This is a genomic window from Parachitinimonas caeni, assembly GCF_030129945.1.
GTDB classification, from domain to species: domain Bacteria; phylum Pseudomonadota; class Gammaproteobacteria; order Burkholderiales; family Chitinimonadaceae; genus Parachitinimonas; species Parachitinimonas caeni.
On record NZ_JARRAF010000019.1, the window covers coordinates 59090 to 78493 of the forward strand.

General features: G+C 60.0%; 16 protein-coding genes. 1 reads left to right on the forward strand and 15 read right to left on the reverse strand.

Features of this window, described 5'->3' with window-relative positions; all coding sequences use genetic code 11:
• Positions 1-84 precede the first annotated feature (84 nt).
• From PZA18_RS15460 to PZA18_RS15515, 12 genes are all read right to left on the reverse strand, one after another.
• Complete coding sequence (locus PZA18_RS15460; RefSeq protein ID WP_284101763.1) at positions 85-3441, reverse strand: polymer-forming cytoskeletal protein; 3357 nt, start codon at positions 3439-3441, stop codon at positions 85-87.
• A gap of 15 nt (positions 3442-3456) precedes the next feature.
• Entirely contained in the window at positions 3457-5928 is a 2472-nt protein-coding gene (locus tag PZA18_RS15465; RefSeq protein WP_284101764.1) for a hypothetical protein, read from the reverse strand.
• A complete protein-coding gene (locus PZA18_RS15470; protein ID WP_284101765.1) occupies positions 5909-6352 on the reverse strand; it encodes a hypothetical protein in 444 nt (147 codons plus the stop codon). Before PZA18_RS15470 ends, PZA18_RS15465 begins: the two co-directional genes overlap by 20 nt.
• A gap of 174 nt (positions 6353-6526) precedes the next feature.
• Positions 6527-9844, reverse strand: a complete 3318-nt coding sequence (locus PZA18_RS15475) for a baseplate J/gp47 family protein (protein ID WP_284101766.1) — start codon at positions 9842-9844, stop codon at positions 6527-6529.
• Positions 9845-9948: 104 nt separating this feature from the next.
• Positions 9949-10371: a hypothetical protein gene (locus PZA18_RS15480; protein WP_284101767.1), complete on the reverse strand. Its 423-nt coding sequence runs from the start codon at positions 10369-10371 to the stop codon at positions 9949-9951.
• A complete protein-coding gene (locus PZA18_RS15485; protein ID WP_284101768.1) occupies positions 10368-10763 on the reverse strand; it encodes a GPW/gp25 family protein in 396 nt (131 codons plus the stop codon). Before PZA18_RS15485 ends, PZA18_RS15480 begins: the two co-directional genes overlap by 4 nt.
• Positions 10764-10805: 42 nt before the next feature.
• On the reverse strand, positions 10806-12407 hold the full coding sequence (locus tag PZA18_RS15490) for a phage baseplate assembly protein V (protein ID WP_284101769.1): 1602 nt from the start codon (positions 12405-12407) through the stop codon (positions 10806-10808).
• Complete coding sequence (locus tag PZA18_RS15495; protein ID WP_284101770.1) at positions 12404-13168, reverse strand: CIS tube protein; 765 nt, start codon at positions 13166-13168, stop codon at positions 12404-12406. The genes PZA18_RS15490 and PZA18_RS15495 overlap by 4 nt, the downstream gene beginning before the upstream one ends.
• A 3-nt stretch (positions 13169-13171) precedes the next feature.
• Positions 13172-13357: a hypothetical protein gene (locus tag PZA18_RS15500; protein ID WP_284101771.1), complete on the reverse strand. Its 186-nt coding sequence runs from the start codon at positions 13355-13357 to the stop codon at positions 13172-13174.
• Entirely contained in the window at positions 13354-13824 is a 471-nt protein-coding gene (locus PZA18_RS15505) for a phage tail protein (protein WP_284101772.1), read from the reverse strand. The genes PZA18_RS15500 and PZA18_RS15505 overlap by 4 nt, the downstream gene beginning before the upstream one ends.
• A 73-nt stretch (positions 13825-13897) precedes the next feature.
• Positions 13898-14344, reverse strand: a complete 447-nt coding sequence (locus tag PZA18_RS15510) for a phage tail protein (RefSeq protein ID WP_284101773.1) — start codon at positions 14342-14344, stop codon at positions 13898-13900.
• A 123-nt stretch (positions 14345-14467) separates the two neighbouring features.
• Positions 14468-15964, reverse strand: a complete 1497-nt coding sequence (locus tag PZA18_RS15515; protein ID WP_284101774.1) for a phage tail sheath family protein — start codon at positions 15962-15964, stop codon at positions 14468-14470.
• Positions 15965-16137: 173 nt separating this feature from the next.
• On the opposite strand from PZA18_RS15515, the gene PZA18_RS15520 reads away from it, so the two are divergent.
• The gene (locus PZA18_RS15520; protein ID WP_284101775.1) at positions 16138-16608 is read left to right on the forward strand and encodes a hypothetical protein; all 471 of its coding nucleotides are present in this window, start codon (positions 16138-16140) and stop codon (positions 16606-16608) included.
• 70 nt (positions 16609-16678) lie between these two features.
• On the opposite strand, the gene PZA18_RS15525 is transcribed toward PZA18_RS15520, so the two are convergent.
• The 3 genes from PZA18_RS15525 to PZA18_RS15535 all read right to left on the reverse strand — a co-directional run bounded on the left by PZA18_RS15525 (position 16679) and on the right by PZA18_RS15535 (position 19362).
• On the reverse strand, positions 16679-17785 hold the full coding sequence (locus PZA18_RS15525) for a hypothetical protein (RefSeq protein WP_284101776.1): 1107 nt from the start codon (positions 17783-17785) through the stop codon (positions 16679-16681).
• An 80-nt stretch (positions 17786-17865) separates the two neighbouring features.
• Complete coding sequence (locus PZA18_RS15530; RefSeq protein ID WP_284101777.1) at positions 17866-18354, reverse strand: hypothetical protein; 489 nt, start codon at positions 18352-18354, stop codon at positions 17866-17868.
• 6 nt (positions 18355-18360) lie between these two features.
• On the reverse strand, positions 18361-19362 hold the full coding sequence (locus PZA18_RS15535; protein WP_284101778.1) for a lysozyme family protein: 1002 nt from the start codon (positions 19360-19362) through the stop codon (positions 18361-18363).
• Between the last annotated feature and the right edge of the window lie 42 nt (positions 19363-19404).

Below are 19404 nucleotides of genomic sequence, written 5' to 3' on the forward strand. Positions count from 1 at the left end.
TGAAGCCAGGCGCTACCGAGGTCTGGCGTCAGGATCGACGGCAGACGGTCAGCAGGATCTGGGCCGGTCTGGGTGGATCAGGCGTCAGATGTTGTCATGGCGCCAGTGGGCCTGCGCCTGCAGCAGCGGACCGTCGATGTAGTCACCGCGCCACAGATAGTGGTGGGCGTGCGCATGATGCGAACGATGGGAGTGCGAAACGTTGGCGACGATATTGTGGGTTTCAATGTCGTCACTGCGGTTATCCCGCCAGTAACCCTCTGCCATCAGGCTATCGCAGAGGCTGGCGCCGCCACCGTGACGGTAGGCGACACACTGCCGGGCGCTCAGCTTGAGGCGGCGCGAGGCATAGGCCCCGCCGCCGATTTCCGCTTCGCAACGGTTGGCGACGACTTCGCTGTCATGGCAGTAGGCCACCGCGCCACCGTGGTCGGCGTAGCAGAAGGTGGCGGTGATGCGGGACTCGCTCAAGCCATATGCCGCGCCCCCCAGCCCCTCTTCGTGGCAGCCCGCACCGCGCGCCTGGCAGGCATGGATCTGCGTGGCGGTGATACGGCGGCTGTTCTCGCCGAACAGCGCGCCGCCCTTGCCGTGAACGATATGACCGATCAACACCAGATCCAGCGTGATGTCTTCCGCATTCAGCAGCTGGATGGCGCCCCCATTGCCCGAGAACACCGTGTTGCCGCCATCGAAGGTCCAGCCGCTGAGTCTGACATTGCGCACCCGCTTGCCATCTTCGGCGCCCAGCAGCAGGCGACAGTGGGCATTGGCTTTGACGACGCGGGTGGTTTCGGTGTTCATGCCGATGATGCTGACCCCGGAAGGAATCTGCACCGCATTGCGCAGCAGGTAGTCGGCCTTGTGGCTGACATCCGGCCGGCAGGGGCGCGACAGGCCATCCCGACCGGTATGCGCCCCGTGTTGCGGGCCATTTTCCGGCGGCATCAGCAAGATGGTGGCATTGGCCGGCAGGGTGACCCTGTTCTGGCACCCGTCACCAAAGACCTGCTCGAATTCGGCCTGATTGCGAATGGTCAGGGTATGGCTGTTGCGGCCCCAGGGGGAGTAGATATGGTCAATGTAATGCTTGGTAGCGCGTTGCGTGGCCAGTACCTCGTCGCTGGCGTCGCCTCTGCCCAACCAGGGGCAGCTGGAGATTTCGTTGACCCACTCGCCACTGGCCAGTTGCAGGCCACCCAAGGCTGTCAGCGAATTTTTCAGCTGGGTCTCCCCCAACACTTCCAGATCTTTTGCGATTTGAACCTGGTCATGCATGACTGCAGGACCGGCAAGCCGCATGCCGCCCATCACCTCCAGATTACCGTCGCGATTGACCAGCAGGCTGGTGGCCTCACTGCCATCTGCCAGCGTGCGGTTAATCTGCAGGCTATCAATGCCTGTCTCGGTTCGGATAGACAACTGCGCATCAGGCGTTGCGCCATTGAGGGCCAGCCGGCCTTTCTGGCTGAGTGTCAGTACGGCGCCCGCTTTGCTCTCCACGCGGATCGGCTCATCCGTTTTGGTACCAAGACGCAAACCTCTTTCAGCAATCAGAAAATGCTCGCTGATCAGTGGCACTCGCAGGTTGACCGCGTGCGGTTCGGCACGGAAAGCGTCGGCAACTCGCAACGACCCTGCCGACAGCTCGCCAGCGAGTTCCAGCTTGTCCTTGAAACTGGCCTCCCCCTCAACCGTCAGACGCTCCTTGACATGCACCCCCTTCACATCGAGATCGCCGTCCACCTGCATCGTTCCATGCAAGGTCAGCTCGGTGGGGGCGGGGACACTTCCCAAGGTGATCTTGCCCTCGCCATCAATGCGGACGGTGGTCTTATGCACGCCATCCAGACAGCGCTCCACCAGCAGCGCATCCACTCCCAGTGGCGTCGCGACATGCAGAGCGGCTTGCGGTTGATCCAGGCCCAGGCCCAGCTGACCCTCGGGGGTCAGGACCATCATGGTGTGGTTCTGGCTGTCCTTCACCCGCAAGGGCATGATCATGCTGCTGGTGCTCTCTATCAGCACACCGCCGCTGACTTCGGCGCCGTTGCAGGCCGTCAGCTGCTTCTGCGCCTTCAAGGGGGCCTCTACCACTACCTCACCGGCGTCGGCGATCAGATGCCCCTCAATGGTCAGGCAGTTGGCGGTGATTCCGCCCGAAGCCGGCGCGCCGCCGTAGCTACCGGGCTGGCCGTCCACCACCAGATTCCCGGTAATGTAGGTGTCGCCATTGACCTCCAGCTCACTCCGCGCCGTCACATTGCCAATCGACACCTCGCCCTTTTCGTTGACTTTCAAGGCCGACTGCAGGCCAGTCTCGGTCTGTCGGTCAAGCTGGAGCAGGACTGTGCGCGGAGGGGAAACCACATGCAGCTGGGCGGCGGGCTTATCCGTATTCACCCCAAGGCGCGCCGAGTCTGTCACGACAAGCTCAACGCTTTCGCCATCTTCCCCCCGGATCTCGACCGGGTTCTGTTTGACGCCATGCTCAATCCTGACTCCGCCTTGCAGCTGGGAGAGCCCTTTCACCTGCAAGCCCTTCTCGGCCACCAGCTGGGCGCGGGCTGAAACGGCGGTTTTATCCACCACCAGAAGGTTGTCTACTTGCAGCCCCCCATTGAGGCAGGCGCCCCCCTCAACGGCCAAACTGCCCTGGATGCTGGCATTCGAGTCAACCGTCAAACTCCCTTTGACGGTGGCAGTCGAACCAACCGTCAGGGTGTTCCCGAGTTGCAGCGGCCGCTTGGCGACGATCTGGTCGCCATTGACTTCCAGCAGATCGGGCAAGCTCAAGCTTCCGTGCAAGGTGACATGATTAGCCACCTCCAGGGTATCTTTAAACTCGGCAGACTGGCCTACCGTCAGCCGGTTCAGATTGGCTTGCTCGGTCACCGTCAGCGTGCTGAATTCCGCTTCGCTGCTTTTCACCTGGCCATCTACCGTCAAGGTTTCTTTCACATGAGCCGCCTTGTTGACCTCCAGCCCGCCAAGACGCGTTTCACCCTTGACGGTGAGCTGGGATTCCACCGTGGCATCGGCCTTGAACTGGCTGGACTTTCTGACTTCCAGCCCATCTTCCAGCACGGCTTTGCCTTTCAGCGTGCTGTCTTTGGCCACCACCAGCTCGCCTTCCAGGCTGGCCGCCTTGGCCACCGACAGCCCTTCCTTGACGTCCAGCGGCTGGCCAGCCACCGTCAGGCCGTTATTGGCGCTGGCCGCAAATTTGATATTCAGAACACTGCTGGCAGCGTCGATCATCAAGCCATCGTCACTGGGCACCGCCACAGCGCTGATCAGTCTGGCAAAGTCGTTGCCACTGGGGGTTTTGTTATCGGCAAACAGCGCTTTTAATTCCTCGCGCTGGCTGGATATCCGTTTGAGCGGCTCAATCTCCATCGGTAAGGTGGAATCGGCGTTGTTATCACTGGAACTATTCATGTTGACTTCCTTGGGTTAGGCATCGAGGGGATGGGAGGGGGGGATGGAGACAGTGAACGGTTGCGGCTCACTGTTGATCTGGCCCTCGGGCAGCGGAACCGCATGGCGCAATGGCTCTGCGGGTTGAGGACCAATGATGAAACTACGGGTGACTTCGTCACGTTGAATGCGGGTGGTCCAGCGCGACCAATCCGTGGCGGGGGGCTGGCCGGGCAACGGCACTTGCTCGTCCCGTTCCTTCGTCAGCACCGACATCAGCCGCTTCATGTCGCTGGTCAGCGCGATCTGACGTTCGCGGCGCGTGGCATCGTCCGGCTTTTCATCCGCCGGGTTGCCCGTGCCCCCTGCTGGCGGTGGGCGATACGCCATCGCGCCGCGCCACTGCCGTTGCAGGACTTCAAACTGCTGCATGCGCTCGCGGTCGAGCCACAGCATTTCCGGAATCAGATGCACCGGGGTTTCTGCCTGCACCGTGTCCTGCACCAGCTGGCGGAATACCGGGTCGGTAAACCGGCTGGGCCAGTTGGGCCATACCAGATACAGCGTGCTGAACCCGCCAAAGTCGGCGGGGCTGACGCTGCTGCGGATATCGCGCAGCAACACACCTTCGATCAAATAAAAGCCTTCGCGGTTGCCGGTAGACAGGGTGGTGTCGTCGAGCACAATACCCAGACGGGCGGCGATCCGGCGCTCCAGTCCGCTGCGGCTGCGGAAACCTTTGTCCAGATCGGCCCCCAGGCTGCGGTCGCGGCTCAAGGCCGGGTAGTCGAGCAACCAGCGCGCCAGATCCAGCAAGCACTTGATGCGCACCACCCGATTCAGCAATTGTTCGCGCGGTATGCGTGGCGTAGTCGAGCTGGCCATCAGGGTATCGAGATAATGCGAGAACGCGCCGCGATAACGCAGCTGCCCGGCATCCGGCATGTCTTCCTGATATCGGGCCAGCAGATGCGACAACCGGCGCTGCTGCCGATCCAGCCAGCGCTCTCCGCCCTGAGGCTCTGTCAGATAACCGAATGTGGGGCTCTGGTAGTGCGCCAGATTCTCGGGCGACAGCAAACTGGGCAACTCCCCCAGCCCGCCAACGGGCTGATGCGCGAGGGTGGCGGGCCAGGCAGACAAGGCTTGCCAGAACCCTTGCACCTCCTGCGGCATCAGGTAATCGCTGGCCAGCATGCGTGCGTAGAGCTTCTCCAGCGGGGTGATCAGCTTTTCTGCCGGAAAGGCCAGCAGGGCACGCACCGATTCAAGCTGCGCAAACTGGTTGGACAGTGTCTGTTCCAGCAGCAGCAAAAAGGCTTGCAGCTGACGGATGGATGCCAGCTGCGCGGCCGGGCAATCTGCCGTCACCGCCTGGCTGGACAGGCCGAACCGCCCCGGCAGATCGTGGCTGAAGGGTCGATAGCGACGGAGCTGACGATAGCGCGCCGGCTTGCCGCCCACCGGGGCGCTGTCCAGATCGAGCCTGTTGGCCAGTTCAGCCAATCGTTTCCTGACCTGATCCCCCCGCAGGCTGATCGGTAATCCCGACCGGTTGGTGACAGGCGGCAGGCCGGAAGGGCCAGCCGTGACGCACAGGTTTTGCAGCGTCTGCTCGACATCCAGCTCAGGGTAAGTGCCCTCGGCCAGAACCAGCTTCCACTGCTCAAGCGCCTTGCCCGGCACCGATAACTGCAGCGAATGCACGCGCTCGACACCGGGCACCTGATTGGCGCAGGCGACCAGATCGGCCAGCAGCAGGGTATGCGGTGACGACGGCTCGGCCAGGGAGTCGGGGCTCAGATAGCCGTGCGCCAGCAGCGGGCCGTCATAACGTTGCTCGGCCGGGATCGCTGGCCACTGGCGAAATGCCGGGCGCCGGCACAGCTGGTTTTTCCAGGCCCACAACAAATCCGCCACCGTGTCCTCGGGCGAGGCATCGGCCTTCAGGCACACCGAGGGAAACAGGCGCAGCCGAACCGGCTTCAGGCAGACGACCTCTGTCAGATCATTGCCAAGCGGCCGTTGCCGTTGCCAGCGTGACCACATGCGGCGGCGCAACGATTCTTCCCCGTTGTCAGGCAGGTCGATGGGCGTGACGGTCAGCTTCAACAAGGGGTTGTAGCGGTCTGCCACCAGCGGGGAAAACTGGACTTGCGCCAGATTCGGCTCATCGAGCATTGCCAGGCGCCAATCCGTGTCACTGACCGGGGCGCTTGGCAACACGGCATCGGCCGTCCACGGTGCCTGCCAGGGCTCATCGGCACGCGCGGGGGCCAGCAAATCGGGCAGCGGGTGGCTTAGCCGGTAGCCCAGATCGGTCATGGCATTGGCTGCCGCTTCCAGCAGGATCAGCCCCGGTTCCGAGGTATTGACATTGCTCCAGGCGGTTCCCGCCAGCGTCGCGATACTGCTGATCGCCTCTTCACGCAGCACAAGGAAGTCCTGCTCCGGAGGCAGGGGCTGTTGCGGATCAAGCAACATGGGTTCAGCTGCGGGAGCGGTCATGGTTGCCCTTGTTGGTCTGGCTGGCGTTAGGGGACTTGCGGCGCGGACTGGCCGACCGTTGCATGGCGACGGCCGGAGCAGGCTCGGCAAGGCTGGAGGTCTGTCCTTGCTGCTGTTCCAGCATGGCCAGTCGTTCCGAGGTGGCGGTCAGCCTGTCCTGCAGGCTATCGATCACCTCCTGCCCTGGCGGGGCCTGCTCGCTGGTCCTGATCTCGGCCAGGGCGGCGATGACCTGCTTGAGATCGGCCTCGACCTGCGCCAGCCGCTCTGCCAGCTCAAACTGGCGTCCGGTCAGCATTTCGAGCGCCGGTGCAGCACTGAAGGCCGCATCGATCAACATGGCATAGTCGGTCTCATCGGGTCTGGCCCCGGTCATGAAACGTGATTTGAGTTGGGCCGCCGTCAGCGGTAAGGGCAAAGTCATGCGGAATCTCCAAGGATTGAGGTTGCAACGGCCCCGCCGGCTGGCTGACGAGGCCGACAGGCAAAAGGGATAAACCGAAAATTTCTGGAAAAATCAGATCAGCGCAGGAATCGGCCGATCAGGTTCACCACCAAGGGGCGGGCGGGCCCTTGGTGGGGGATGGGTGAAGGCGCATCAGCCGATGCTCAGGCTCCAGCCCAGCACCTGCCCGCCGATGCCCGGCTCGGACAGCAGTTTCCTGCCGTTCACTGCGACGACGAAGTCCCGTTCAATCGTCATCCAGCCGATGCCGTCAAACGGCTCATCAACCGACTGCAGCTTGGCGAACACATGCTCGGCCGCAGGCACCAGGATTTCATCGGCACTTTCGGTACGCACCCAGAGGTCGTTGCCAGCTTCCCACGGCCCGGTGCCGACCCGGCTTTCGGCCCGGATGGCCACAACCTGGGTCACCTCCGGCTGCTGCGCCACAAAGCTGGCCACTTCGCTGAGATAACAGCAATCCGAGGGGATCACTTGCGCCTTCTGCCAGGGGGACAGCAGCGCCACCAGCCGCTTGTTGATCTCGACCACGGTGCGGCCAACGTCGTAAGCCGGGTTGAAAATCAGGTTCAGAATCAACCGTATCTGCCGGTAGCGCGGGGCGGAGATGCTCAGCTGGATGCCGGGCGCCATCCGCTGTTTCAGGGCTTCGGTGATGCGACGTGACAGATCGCGCGAGGGCATCGGTTGCAACTGTCCGGGGGTATCGGGCCTCGGGGCGACCATCAGCAGTGCCCGCCCCGGCACGATGCGGCCGTCGTCCACGACCCGCAGGCATTTGGCCAGTGCCAGCTCCGGAAAATCGGCCAACAGCAGTCGCTCGTAATCCCAGGGGGTGACGGCGCGGTTTTTATGGCGCAGACGCTCGGCGGCGCGGCAGGCGAAACGATGCGCCTCTTCCCCTGGAAGACCGAACTGCGAAGGCGAGGGCTGTCTGACCTTTTCAATCGCCGCATCAGGGCTGGCAAGATCGCTGATGCTCTCCGCAGGCAAGGGTTCGGCCAGGCGGGCCTCGTTACTGCCGGCATATCTGACCCGCAGCGCCTGGGTGTCGATGCCATGAAGGTGGGCAAACTGCGGCGGTACCATCAGAGGGTTGATGCCCCCATCCAGATCGGGGCTGACGCCCAGCCAGTACAAGCCATCCGAACCCAGGGGGGCTTCTGCCAGCTGCAACTGCACGATGCCGCTGTTATGCAGATCGTTGCTGCCGTCGTTGAGGAGGGAGGCACCGATCGTCGAGTTGAATCGATCAGCCGCCAGTGCCAGCCAGCGCTGCCCGTCAAAGTAGCGCCAGCGCAATGTGGCCACATCCTGGCCGCCCGGGCTGGCCAATGGGCTGATGTCAAAACGCAGGGCGCACAATCCGGGCTGGGGCTGCTCTGCCAGTCCGATGAACAGATGGCTGTCGGTTCTCAACTCGGCCAGCACCCGGGCCGGGCGCCCCGCAGACGGCGCGCTGACCGGCACCGGCCCCAGCGGGTGCTGCTGCGAGATCTGCATCGCTGCATGGCCGTGCCATTCTACGCTGGCGCTGTAGCCGATGCGCAGACTCGACACACGCGGCGTGTAAGGCGCGTTGACCACCACCAGCTGGGGCTTGTCCTCCGGCTTGCCGCTCTTGCTCCATTGAATCAGCTGCTCGGTATAGTTGCGCTGAGACTTGGCCTGTACCTCGCTGAAGAGGCTGTGCCCGAGCGAGTCCCCGCTCCATTCGAGGGCGAACCAATGGGGCCAGTCGCGGACATCGGCACTCGCCTCCTGCAGGCCGGAGAGGTCCGGCACCTTGCTTTTCGGGGGAAAGAAAACATTGGCAGCGGCTTTGAGATTGAATCTCAGCAGGTCGATGTCCTGGTTGAGAATCAGCACCCCCGCCTCGTTGACGGCCGGCAGGCTGGCCCCGCGCGCATCGCGCAGCCTGACCCTTGGCACCGGCCACGGCGGTGGCGGCACGGGCTGGGGGGCGGGTCCGCCCGGTGGTGTCCCGCCGCCATTGCCGGGCTGACTGGCCGTATCGGGAAACAGATAACTGCGATAGGGCCCGTAGTAGTCTTCCGGCTTCTGCCCCAGCAAACTGGCGGGCCGGTCTTGCCATGTCACTTGCAGCTGCAGCCGCTCCAGCGTCTTGCCGGCGATTTCCGAATGGGTGAACAACAGGCGCGCCCCCTGACGTGGCTGGTAGTCCCACGGTTCAAACGGCGTGTCCGTATCCAGCCCACCCTGATCACTGCGTAACGCAGCCGGCATCAAACCGTCAACTTCCACCCGCAACCGCAAGGCACGGTCGCCTGTTTCGACAAAGGCCAGGTATTGCCAGGCGTCGTAATTCTCGACCCATCCGTCCTGATGACTGTCGAGACCGGTTACCGTTTGTGGCTGGCTGCGCAGGGTAAAGCTCAGATAGGGGTCTGACCCCGGCTGACCGCAGACAGGCGGGTCCAGCGGCGACAGCTTGTAGCGGATGGTCAGTGTCTCTACGGCAGCTGCCGCACCGGGGCTCCAGTCCAGCTCGGCATTTTCAAGCGAAAAAGCGCCGTCCTGGCCGCTGACACTCGCTTGCCAGTAATGGTTGAATGCCGTGGCGAGCTTACTGCTGTCTCCTCCGAGCAATTCCCGCAGGGCTTTCGCGTCCTGTCCTTGCAGAATCAGGCTGATGCTGCGTTCACCACCCCCCAGCCACAGCAAGGGGGACTGCAGCTGCCAACCGGGCAGGAACACCCGATCGTGTTCATCTTCCGAGGCCTCCTTGCCCAGTACCGGCACGCTATGCCAGTCCACCTCCGCCTTTTCATCCCGCACCACCGTCCGTATCAACCGTGACAACTTGCGGCCATGGTGGTCGCGGTGGGATTGGCCCACCGTCAGCACCTTCGCCACCCGGGCATGGTTCAGCGGCAGGGCATCCACCGAGGCATAGATCAGTTCATCGCCATTGGCATCGTTGCCGGCACTGAAACGGGTACCGGCCGGCAGGGTATAGGGGCTGGCATCGGGGTTGAGGGTCAGAATCAGATCAGATTCGTCAGGGCGGCCGGGGCGCGGCGTCAAGCCCAGCACCTGTTGATAGTAGTACTGACGGTGCGCCTCGGTCAGATTGGCAAAGGCCTGGGCCGGAAAACGCTGCAGGCGCAGAAAGGCCAGCAGCAGGGCCAGATCCGGCCGGTTGGCCGTTTCGGCCAGCAATGCGGCAGGCAGCGGCGTGCCATCGCTCACCCAGGCCTGCAAGGCTGGCCAGTGCTCGGGGGCCGGTAACAGCGCCTGCCAATTGCCGTCAGGCAGATTGTCCTGGTTAAAAAAGTGCATACGGCCTGCAAGGGCTTGCCATAGCGCCAGCCAGTCAGATGCGCTGCGCTCTTCCACAGAGAAATGACTGGCAGACTGCGCAGGCAAACCACGCTGTTCCTGCAAGCTGCCAGGACTGGAGCGACTTGGATCGGTAAATTGTCTCATGGGGGAGGAAGTAGGGATTTGAGGGGGGAAGAGAGCGAGGAAGGAGCGGGCATTGGCGCACGGTACGCGCCCCGGCGCGACTGCAAACCGGAGGTCAACAGCGCCTAGATACTGCGGGTCTTGGCCTTGGGCTGCAGGAACTTGCCGGCCTTCTGGCCAGGGTAGTTGCCATTTCCATCGGGCGTCGGCGCTGGCCCTGGCTGGATGGCAGGCGGTGCGGGCTTTCCTTTCAGATTGACCGGATCGGCCAGCACGGCCCATTTGCCGCCCACCTTGAGTTTTCGGGAGAGGGTCGGCGGGCCATCAATCTTGAGCAGCAGATTGCCAGGGATACTGTAAGCACCCGCCGTATACGCTCCCGGCAGCATGACGCGGGCTTCATCGCCCTGCACAAACAGGCTGGTGCCCTTGTCACGCCATTTTTTGCCCGTTCCCTGCAGCGGGATTTCCGCTTTGCCGATCAGCATGGCAGGGCCTATCGGGCTGGCAGCCGTCAGCAGGTCAGTCGTCCGCAGTACGCGCTTCATGCCAGGGCTTCCCGCAGGTAGAAGGGGTAGACCAGGTTGGAGCGGGTGTTGGTGTTACGGATCAGGTAGTCGATGCGGATGCTCAGCACTTCCCCATCGCTATCCACATCGACCAGCTCCAGGTCGATCCGGGGTTCCTGCCAGACCAGCGCGTCGGTCACGCTCTGGCGCAGCTGCTCCTGCGCTTCGGTGGTGAGGTCGCTGAACATGAAATCTGCCAGCAGCGAGCCAAAGTCCGGCTGCATCACCCGCTCGCCCAGCGCGGCATCGAGAATCGAGCGAATGGATTGTTCGACCAGTGCTTCGCCTTCCACCATGTGCGGAGAAAGGCCAGGCCGGATGAAAGTTGGCGGAAAGGTCCAGCCTCTGCCGAGAAATGAGGGATCTTGCATGGGAATCCTTGAAAGGAAGGGAGGCGAAAAGAATCTCCGCCGTTATTGCACATTCACAAACTGGGCAACCTTGATATCCACGGTCGATTTGCTGTCCAGCTGGATCTTCTGCGCGGCTATCTTGGTGGTTTTGCCGGGGTTGCTGACGGTCACGCCATCGAGCAATGCCAGGCTGGCCTTGTCGCGCTTGGCTTCGATGCCTTTGGCGTCGGAAAGGGCCAGCGATGTTTTGTCGCCAGTTGCCAACAGGGCAGATTTCTCCTGGCTATTCAGCGTCAGATGAAGGGATTTTTCGAGCACCAGACCATGTTGATAAGCCTCTTTGCCATAGGGATAGGGCGGCTTTCGCTTGGGATTGTGAACCGAGGCCAGGATGACCGGTTCCTCATGGTGACCACCAATAAAGCCGATCACGACTTCATCACCCGGCTGCGGCAAGGCAAACCAGCCACGATCCTTGCCGGCCAGCGGTGTCCCCAAGCGCGCCCACAGAACGGCACTATCCGGCTGTAGCCCCTGCAGTTTCACCGGCAGGCGCAGCAATTTTTCCGGGTCGTCCTTATAGGGTTCCACCGTGGCCAGCATCACGCCTTGGGCATATCCAGACGCTTCCGGAAAAAACCGGTGGTAAGGCAGGCCCAGCGTGACTTCAGTACGCCAGCCATTGCCATCGGCCACATGACAGACGCCGCTTACCCAGTAGTCACCCGCCACCGAGGTCGGCAGTTTCTGCAGGCTCAGCACCTGGCCGACTTCGATGTCCGCCCGCCCCGGCACGATCACCGTTCCACGCCGGAAATCCAGCTCGCGGGCCAGGACCTCTGCTTCGGCCTGCTTGGCGAAGACTGCAGGGCTGGCACAGTGATCCAGCACCCGACGGAAACGACCGCGCCCCAAAGCCTTGCCGGCAGCGCCCGCTTGAGACCCCGCAGCTTTGAGTGCCTGGGTTCCCATCGACTGACTGGCAATCTGCCAGGCCGTCAGCGCGATGCTGTTGACTTGATGGCGACCATCCTGCAGCAATTGCAGGCCCAGGATGTTCTGGATCTCAAGCTGCAGGGTGTGCTTGACGCCAGTCAGCGCTGGCCTGACCACTTCCACCTTGCCCAAGCGGCTGATCAGCACACAGGCATTGGCCGCTACCCGCTGCCGGACAAACTGCCAGGCATTGACGGGCGGCAACACCATCTGCTTGTGCTCAAGCAGCCCGTCTGCGACTTTTCCAAGAGTGATGCCCGCCTGCTTCAGCACATTCCTGATCAAGACCTCGTCTTTGATCGGCCCCGCCATGGCTTTGTTCAGCACCCCTTCGGTCGCGCCGATGGCACTGCAGGCGCAGTTCAACTCAACACTCATGCCCTGGCTGTCAACCTTGAAGGCCCGGCTGACGATCTTGCCGCGAAACACCTCGGTCGCCCCGCCATCGCCCTCGTAGCCCAGCTTCAGCGTCACCTTGCCCCCGACTTTGAGCCGGGTGTTGTCAGCCAGCGAAAACTTGCCCTGGCTGCTGCGCTGCTCGGTCAAAGTCACCCAAAGCCGGCTTGGCTGATTGGCCATGGTTTCGAGCCGTAGATTCGGCACCGGCCCGAGTTGGCTCAGCGTCTGGCCGCCGATATTCAATTCGATACGCAGTTGGCCGCTCATGATTGATCCTGATAAGGAGGAAAGCGCAGCACACTGCCCGCTGCCAGCTCACGCGGGTGGTCCAGATCGTTAAGGCGGGCGACTTTCAAGGCATGGATGGGCGTGCCGTAAATCTGCCAGGTCTTATGATCCAGACGATCCCCGGCCACGACCTGCCGCTCGTGCGTCAGGTCGGGTGAACTCTTCTTGCCCTTCTTTTCCCGTTCGGCAGGAGACAACACCTCGACAAAGGTGCAATCAACTTCGACATACGTCGGTATCCCCTTCCGGTTGGAGTGCTTCTCACGGACCTGCAATTTCTTCAGCTGACACTTGAAGCCCCCGCCCACATCGTCGCCCAGCGGCATCTTTCCCCACTTGACGGTCAGAAAGTTGGGACGATGCGTGGCGCCATTGAGCTGGTAAGCCGCCTTCATCAGGGCTTTCAGCTGCTTGTTGATGGCCCCGTCGCCGCGCGGGCCGACGGTAAAACCAACGATGTTGCGGTAGTAAACCTCGGAGAGCAGCAAGGTAACGCTCATCTCGGCGCTCTGGCTGTGCTGAAAACTGGCCGCGCCACTGATCTCGCCTATGAGAGCCTGCGTTGCCAGTTGATGCCCGACGCTGAATTTCAGTGAATCCGGCAGATAGGCAAACGACAGGGCACTACCCGCCTTGCGACTACGTTTTTCGTCGATAAATGCCTGGATGGTCAGTTCGGGGCCGCTGGTTGACTTGGCCTTGAGCAGACCGGTGCCAACCTTCGAAACAAGAGAGGTCATGATTTACCACCTTCGGGATTGCAGGATGTCCTCGATCAGCGAAATCAGCTCGCGTCGAAGATTGGGATCAAGCCCCCCGGAGGGCGTCACACCGGGAGACCCGGCAGCACCGGCCTTGCCGGCGCCATCCGGGAACCCGGGGGTTTCCTCGTTGAGGCAGATATCGATTTCGCGGATATGGATGCTCATAAGACAAAGGGCCGTATCTGGGTGTAGTCAAAAGACATCTTTTCAATCAGCACTTCGTTGGCATCGCCTTCCATCGATCCCCAGGACAGATGCTTGAGCACAGCATTGCTGATCAGCCAGGCCGCCTGCGGCACGTTGATGCGGTTGAGATTGACCACCAACAGATCGCAGGCCACCAGACGGTCCTGCCACAGCGCTACCTGTCCGGCATTGGCGACATTCAGCGCAGACAAATCGCCATTGAGGATGGACGTCACCCCACGCTTGAGGCTGAGGGTCTTGACCTGGGTATCCTTGAGCAGAAATGGCTGGCTGTTTTGCCAGGAAATCCCCCGAGAAAGGTCCAGACCGTCCACTGATTGAAAACGCAGGTCCGTCAGCATGGGCACGCCGCCGACGGTGATGAACACGGCGAAGCGAAAGCGCAGGGCCAGCGCGGCTTCATGCCGGGATTTGGATTTGGCCATGAGGCGTGTCCTTGATGTTTGGGGCACCGCCGCCCGACCGGTAGCCGGCACTGGCCACGGTGCCCGCCGGGGCTTAGTGGAACTCGATGGTGACGTCGTCTGCCACCAGTTCCAGTTGCTCCATTGCTACCTCGTTCGACCCACCGTTGAAGCTCGGTGCCGTGAGCTTCTTGGGGAAGGCATTGGTGACCGTCCAGGTCACCAGCGGTACCGTGCCTTTCTCGTCAGTCAGGCTTACCGTGATATCCCGCTTGTCGATCAGATTGAGACTGATCGACGAGATCCACTTGTAAAACTGGCTCTTCTGGCGCACCACCCCGCGTTTGAGCGTGATGTTGACGTCAGTCGGCTGGCCCGGCATGTAGCGCCTGCCCAGGCCGTCTTTGTAGGTGATGGTCTCGTAACCAATGTCCAGACCCGATACCTCCGAGAAAGCGATGGATTCGCCACCGAGGCTCACTACAAACCGGTAAACCGGGATCGGGTATTGGGTTGCGATTTCTTGTGCGGTCGTTGCCATGATTCAGATCTCCTGGCCCGGAGACTGCCGGGATCGGCGAAGCGGGGTCGGCCAAAACGACCCGCCAGGCAAGGGATGCGTGGCGGGCAAGACGGCCACCGTTCAGCGATTCCCGGCGGCCTCTCAGGCTTCCATTGGTTTGTGAGTGAAGGTCAGTACGATGAACTCGGCAGGCCGGTTGGCCGCAATGCCAATCTCCACCTTCATCAACCCTTCGAGAATGTCCTGCTGTGTCATGGTCTTTCCCAAGCCCACATTCACAAAGAACGCCTTTTCCGGCTTGTCGCCAAACAAGGCGCCCTGCTGCCACAGATTGCGCAGGTAAGACTCGACCATGGCCTTGATCTTCAACCAGGTAAATGGCGAATTGGGGTCGAACACAAACTGGTTGATCGACTTGCGGGCCGACTCCTCAATCATGTTGAACAGGCGACGCACGTTGACATAACGCCACTCGTTATCGTTGCCATCGAGCGTACGTGCGCCCCAGACCAGGGTGCCTTTGCCGGTAAAGGCACGGATGGCATTGATCGACTTGCCGCCCGTCACATCCACGTTCAACGCTTTTTGCTGGTCGTTGGTGATAGGAATATGCGGGCCAATGACCTGAGCCAGCCCGACATTGGCCGGCGCCTTCCAGACGCCATGCTGGGCATCGGTCTGCGAATAGACGCCAGCAATGGCTGCACAGGGCGGCAAGACCAGATACAGGCGGGACAGGCGCTGCTGGATCAAGGTATGGCGCGCCGTACCGGCCAGTTTGTCGAGCGAGGTCGTCGCCAGCTCTTCCTCAATCTGCTTGCCGGGGTTGGCGGGGTCATCTTTCAGCGTGAAAGTCACAACTTGTGGATTTCCGGCACTACGCGCAATCGAGGTCATCAGATACGGGTAATACGCGGCCGCATGCTTGAGATGATCCCGGTTGGACAACCTGTCGCGCAAAGCCTGGGCATCGGCGCTGATGGTGGCGCTGACCGTGCCCTTGGGCGGATTCTCGACCACGTCGATCAAGGCCACGCGGCTGGGAAACTTCTTGGCGTGTTCCAGTGCTTTGGCCGCTACATTCAGATAGAAATCTTCTGCGCCCAGCGTCACCGCTTCGGGCGTCAGCAACATGGTGACTTCCTCGATCTGCTCGACGGCCGCCAGACCAGCCTGGAAGTCACTGGCGCGGACGGTCTGCGTCGCATTGGCCAGCCCGACCGGCACGATGTAACAGGCACCGCCGCCATTGGCAAAAAAGTGCGAGACCGCCTGATACAGGAAGAACTTGGGCAGCGCGCCCAGCGACTGCTTGTCTGCCGTCAGAATCGAGTCAACACGATAGTCCTCGATCTTCGGGTCGGCCTGAAGCAGTTTAACCAGCAGCGCTTCTTTGTAATCGCCACCAAAGTACTGATGGTATTCAAGCATCGACGTAATGCGACGCGGCTTGATCGAATCGGCAACCAATTTGGTCTTGTCGCTTTCGTCGTAACGCAACGAGAGCGCTTTCTGATCGTCATCAAGCATTTTCTCGGTGAAACCAACGAAGGCCGGGATCGCCGTTTCGACTTCGGCGATGGAGGGTGGCAGCGTCGCTTGCTCGCGTACGTAGACATCCGGGGTTTGAAAGGCCATGAACCTGTTCCTTGAATTTGCTGAGATCTGAAGCCGGCCCAGGGCGGGCCGGCACCAGCTGCAGCGAGGGGGATGGGAGAAGAAACGGAGAAGGCGGGTCGCACGAGCCAGAAGCGTTTTCCCGTATCGTGCAGGGTGCCGGGGAGGGGTTATTGCAGTGAGAACATCTTATCTTGTCGCAGCCCGCCTGGCGCATTTGGGCTCCACAGACTGTGGCGCTACGACAGCGGCTCAGTTTGATTGGCAATCACCAGAAGAAACTGCCCATACATGCTGCTTTTGGAATGCTTCCGGGTATCATTATCCTGCCCATGGATCTGATAGCCCATATTGGTATTGGTGAATATCTAAAGAAATGGCCAAAACATAATTTCATAATTCCATATGCCAGCAATGACATTTATATTACCAGCAAGGATTTACTCTGCCTCAGGCGGGGTAGAGCCAATTTTGCCGGCGCCAAGGTTTTTAATACGATCGCCTCAGAAACATACAATCACAAACATTCGCCTTGTCGTGTCAAATACAAAATAGCTCACACCTGGGGCAGCAACTTCAAGAATAGCATTCAGAACATGAACTATAGAGACATGCCTCCTCAATTTTCCTGGGGAGCGATCTATCCCAATCCAATAATTGGATAAACCAATCAGCACTGCCACTTCACGCCAACTCGTAAAAACATAATATTAACCTTTAAACTACACCCACTTATCATTTATAAAAAGTCCCATTCTTCTTATCGGTAATAATTTGATTTTGCTTTTTCCCTCTCCACCCCCCCCATTTAGCTTCTGCATGCCTCTTTATTCCCTCAACCAAATTCAAATAGTCATTCTTCCCTTTATTATAGGTACGTATTTCACCTGCACGAAGATCATGTGCCGGCGCGCCGGGATGATCAATCCCATAGTAATCTTTCCAATCTTCGTTGTGGATGATCTTGTACGCTATATTCTTCACACTCTCTCCCAAGTCATTTAATTCAATACCCCCATTCATATCATTTATATGTTTTTTTGCATTCACAATCCCCCTCTCTGTAGCATCTTTTGCATCGCTCGCATGATTTTTTTCATGATCCTCAACAAATTTCTTGCTCCAGTATCTGTTTCTTGGGGCCTTGCCCATTTCATTGGGGGTCAGATCTTCCACAACATCTTTCCAATTTCCCTCATTTATATTCTGCAAATGAGACAACACCCCAACATCAACAAACAGATCATCTTTCTTTCTGATTTTTATATCAACATCCAGTCTATGCTGAAGCAAAATATTAACTAAATTACCAGTCATCGATAAACTTTTAAAAATTGTTTCATGTTTTGGCGTGGTCCTTCCGAACGTACTATCACCCAGATCACAAGTCCCGCTTTTTTGCTCGTGCAGAAATTCGATATCTAAATTATATTTATACTGACCATTCCGCTGAGTCTCTGTATCAGAGGAAGCTTGAGCAGTTGTAGATTCCTCATCTTCACTTATTGCCTCATCCTCCACATCCGAAAGGTCTGTTCGGTGGCTCCCAGTCTCATTGCAAGTATCATACATATTTCTAGCATCCTCTCTATTCGAGAGCCATAAATCCCCATTTCTAGAAGTAAAATTTCTCGCTTCATTATTTTGGGAATTATCAGACCACGCATAAAATCGAGAGGAAGGATTTCCATCCCCTCGAAAGTCCTCTCCGTATTGCTTTTCACTATTTTTACTCCAACCATTTGAAATACGGCTAGATTTTTTATAATCCATCCTTTGGGAAATATTATTCAGCGCAGACTGCGCCCTATCAGCTCTGGATTTATCCAAACAGTCATACATGCTATACACTCCTTAATCAATTCTATGAATGACACGAAGAAACCAAATTAGTAAAGCAGGAATTTCAACGAACAAAGCCTTTACTCCACCACCACAGCCTTCACGGCCGCATACCAGGCTTGCCAGGCTTCGAGGTCGAGGCGCCAGCGTTGGCAGTGGGCGTAGTTGTCGGTAACGGTGGTGAGGGCGGTAAGGTCATCAACGGGCTGGGCGGTATCAGCAGGGGGGCGGGGGGCGCTGGCAGGCTCGGGCAAACCGGCAGCGGCATCGTGCTGCAGGCGCCAGTGAGCAGGCAGCTCAAGACGATAAGGATGGGCTTGAACATAGCGGATGATCTGCTGGGGTTGTTGGGCGAGGCGGGTACGCAAGGTGGCTTCGCGCTGGGCGTACTGGGTGTGAATCTCGCGTGAGCGGGCTTCATGCTGGGTTTGCAGGGCTTGAACAGCCTGCCATTGCCGGCTGGCGGCCAGGCCGGCCTTGTCACTGGCCAGTTTGTAACCGCCGCAAAAGCTGGCCATGCCCAGCGCCGCGCTGGCGCCGATCCAGAGAAAAAGAGTCAGTCGATTCATGAGGGGTCAGACATCCAGAAAGCGGTAGCGTGGGCGGCGTTCTTGCATGATCCGTCTGACGTATTCACGGCTGATGGCGTGAAATGAGCGCTGTCCGTAGCCCGCGTGGCGACTCGGGCCTTCTGCGAGTTCGACATGGCCGAACCAGCGCGCCGGATCGCAGCCAGCGCGTACCGCGCAACGGGTGCGACTGATGGCCAGCATGCCCGGCCCGGCGTTGTAGCAATTAAGGGACATGGCCAGTCGCTCGGTGACGTTGGCACTGCCGGTAATCGGCAGGTAGCAGCGTTTGCCCTGCAGTACCAAGGCGCGCGCCTGAAAACGGGCATCGTAGGGCTGGTCCCAGCTCCAGCCGGCAAACTGTCCGGCATATTGCTGCTGAATCGCGGCCATCGCGTCAAAACGGGCGGTTCGGGTGATCTGGCCCAAACCGATACCTTGTTCGCGCGGGGTTCTGAGTTCCGCCCGTTCAGACCAGCATTGGCGGCTTTGCAGTGTGGGGCAGGTTTCCTGCTCGATCTGCGCCGCCAGTACGGAACGGGCGGGATGGTCGGGCCAGTAGCGCTGCTGTTCGGCCAGTACGATGGGCAGATTGCGATAGGCCTTTTCCGGCAGGCCAGGGGGAAGGCCGGCAGCGTGCCCCGGCGTTGCAAATAGTATGACCAGCGCCAGCAGCATGCCGGTCTGCAGTACGGCAATGGCCAGGAACACAATCGCGGCGGCCAAGGGCTCGGCGGCGGCGCGATCGGCCAACGCCCCCAGCTGCACGGTCGGTAACATAATGCGACGCAGCAGATGGGCGCAGGCAAACATCGCCACGAGCACAAACACCAGCATCGAGAGCAGGTCACCGGGCGTCCCCTGCCAGGGGACGAGCCGCATGGCGGCCAGCGCCAGCGCACCCACCAGCAGGAGCAGGCCGATGCGTCGCACGTCGCCACGAATGTTTTGCCAGATCCGGACGAGCCGGGGCTGCCCCACGTCAATGAAGTCGGGTAGGAAGGTCATGATGGGAAGATCCTTGGTGCGAGGAAGAGGTTGAATCGGCTG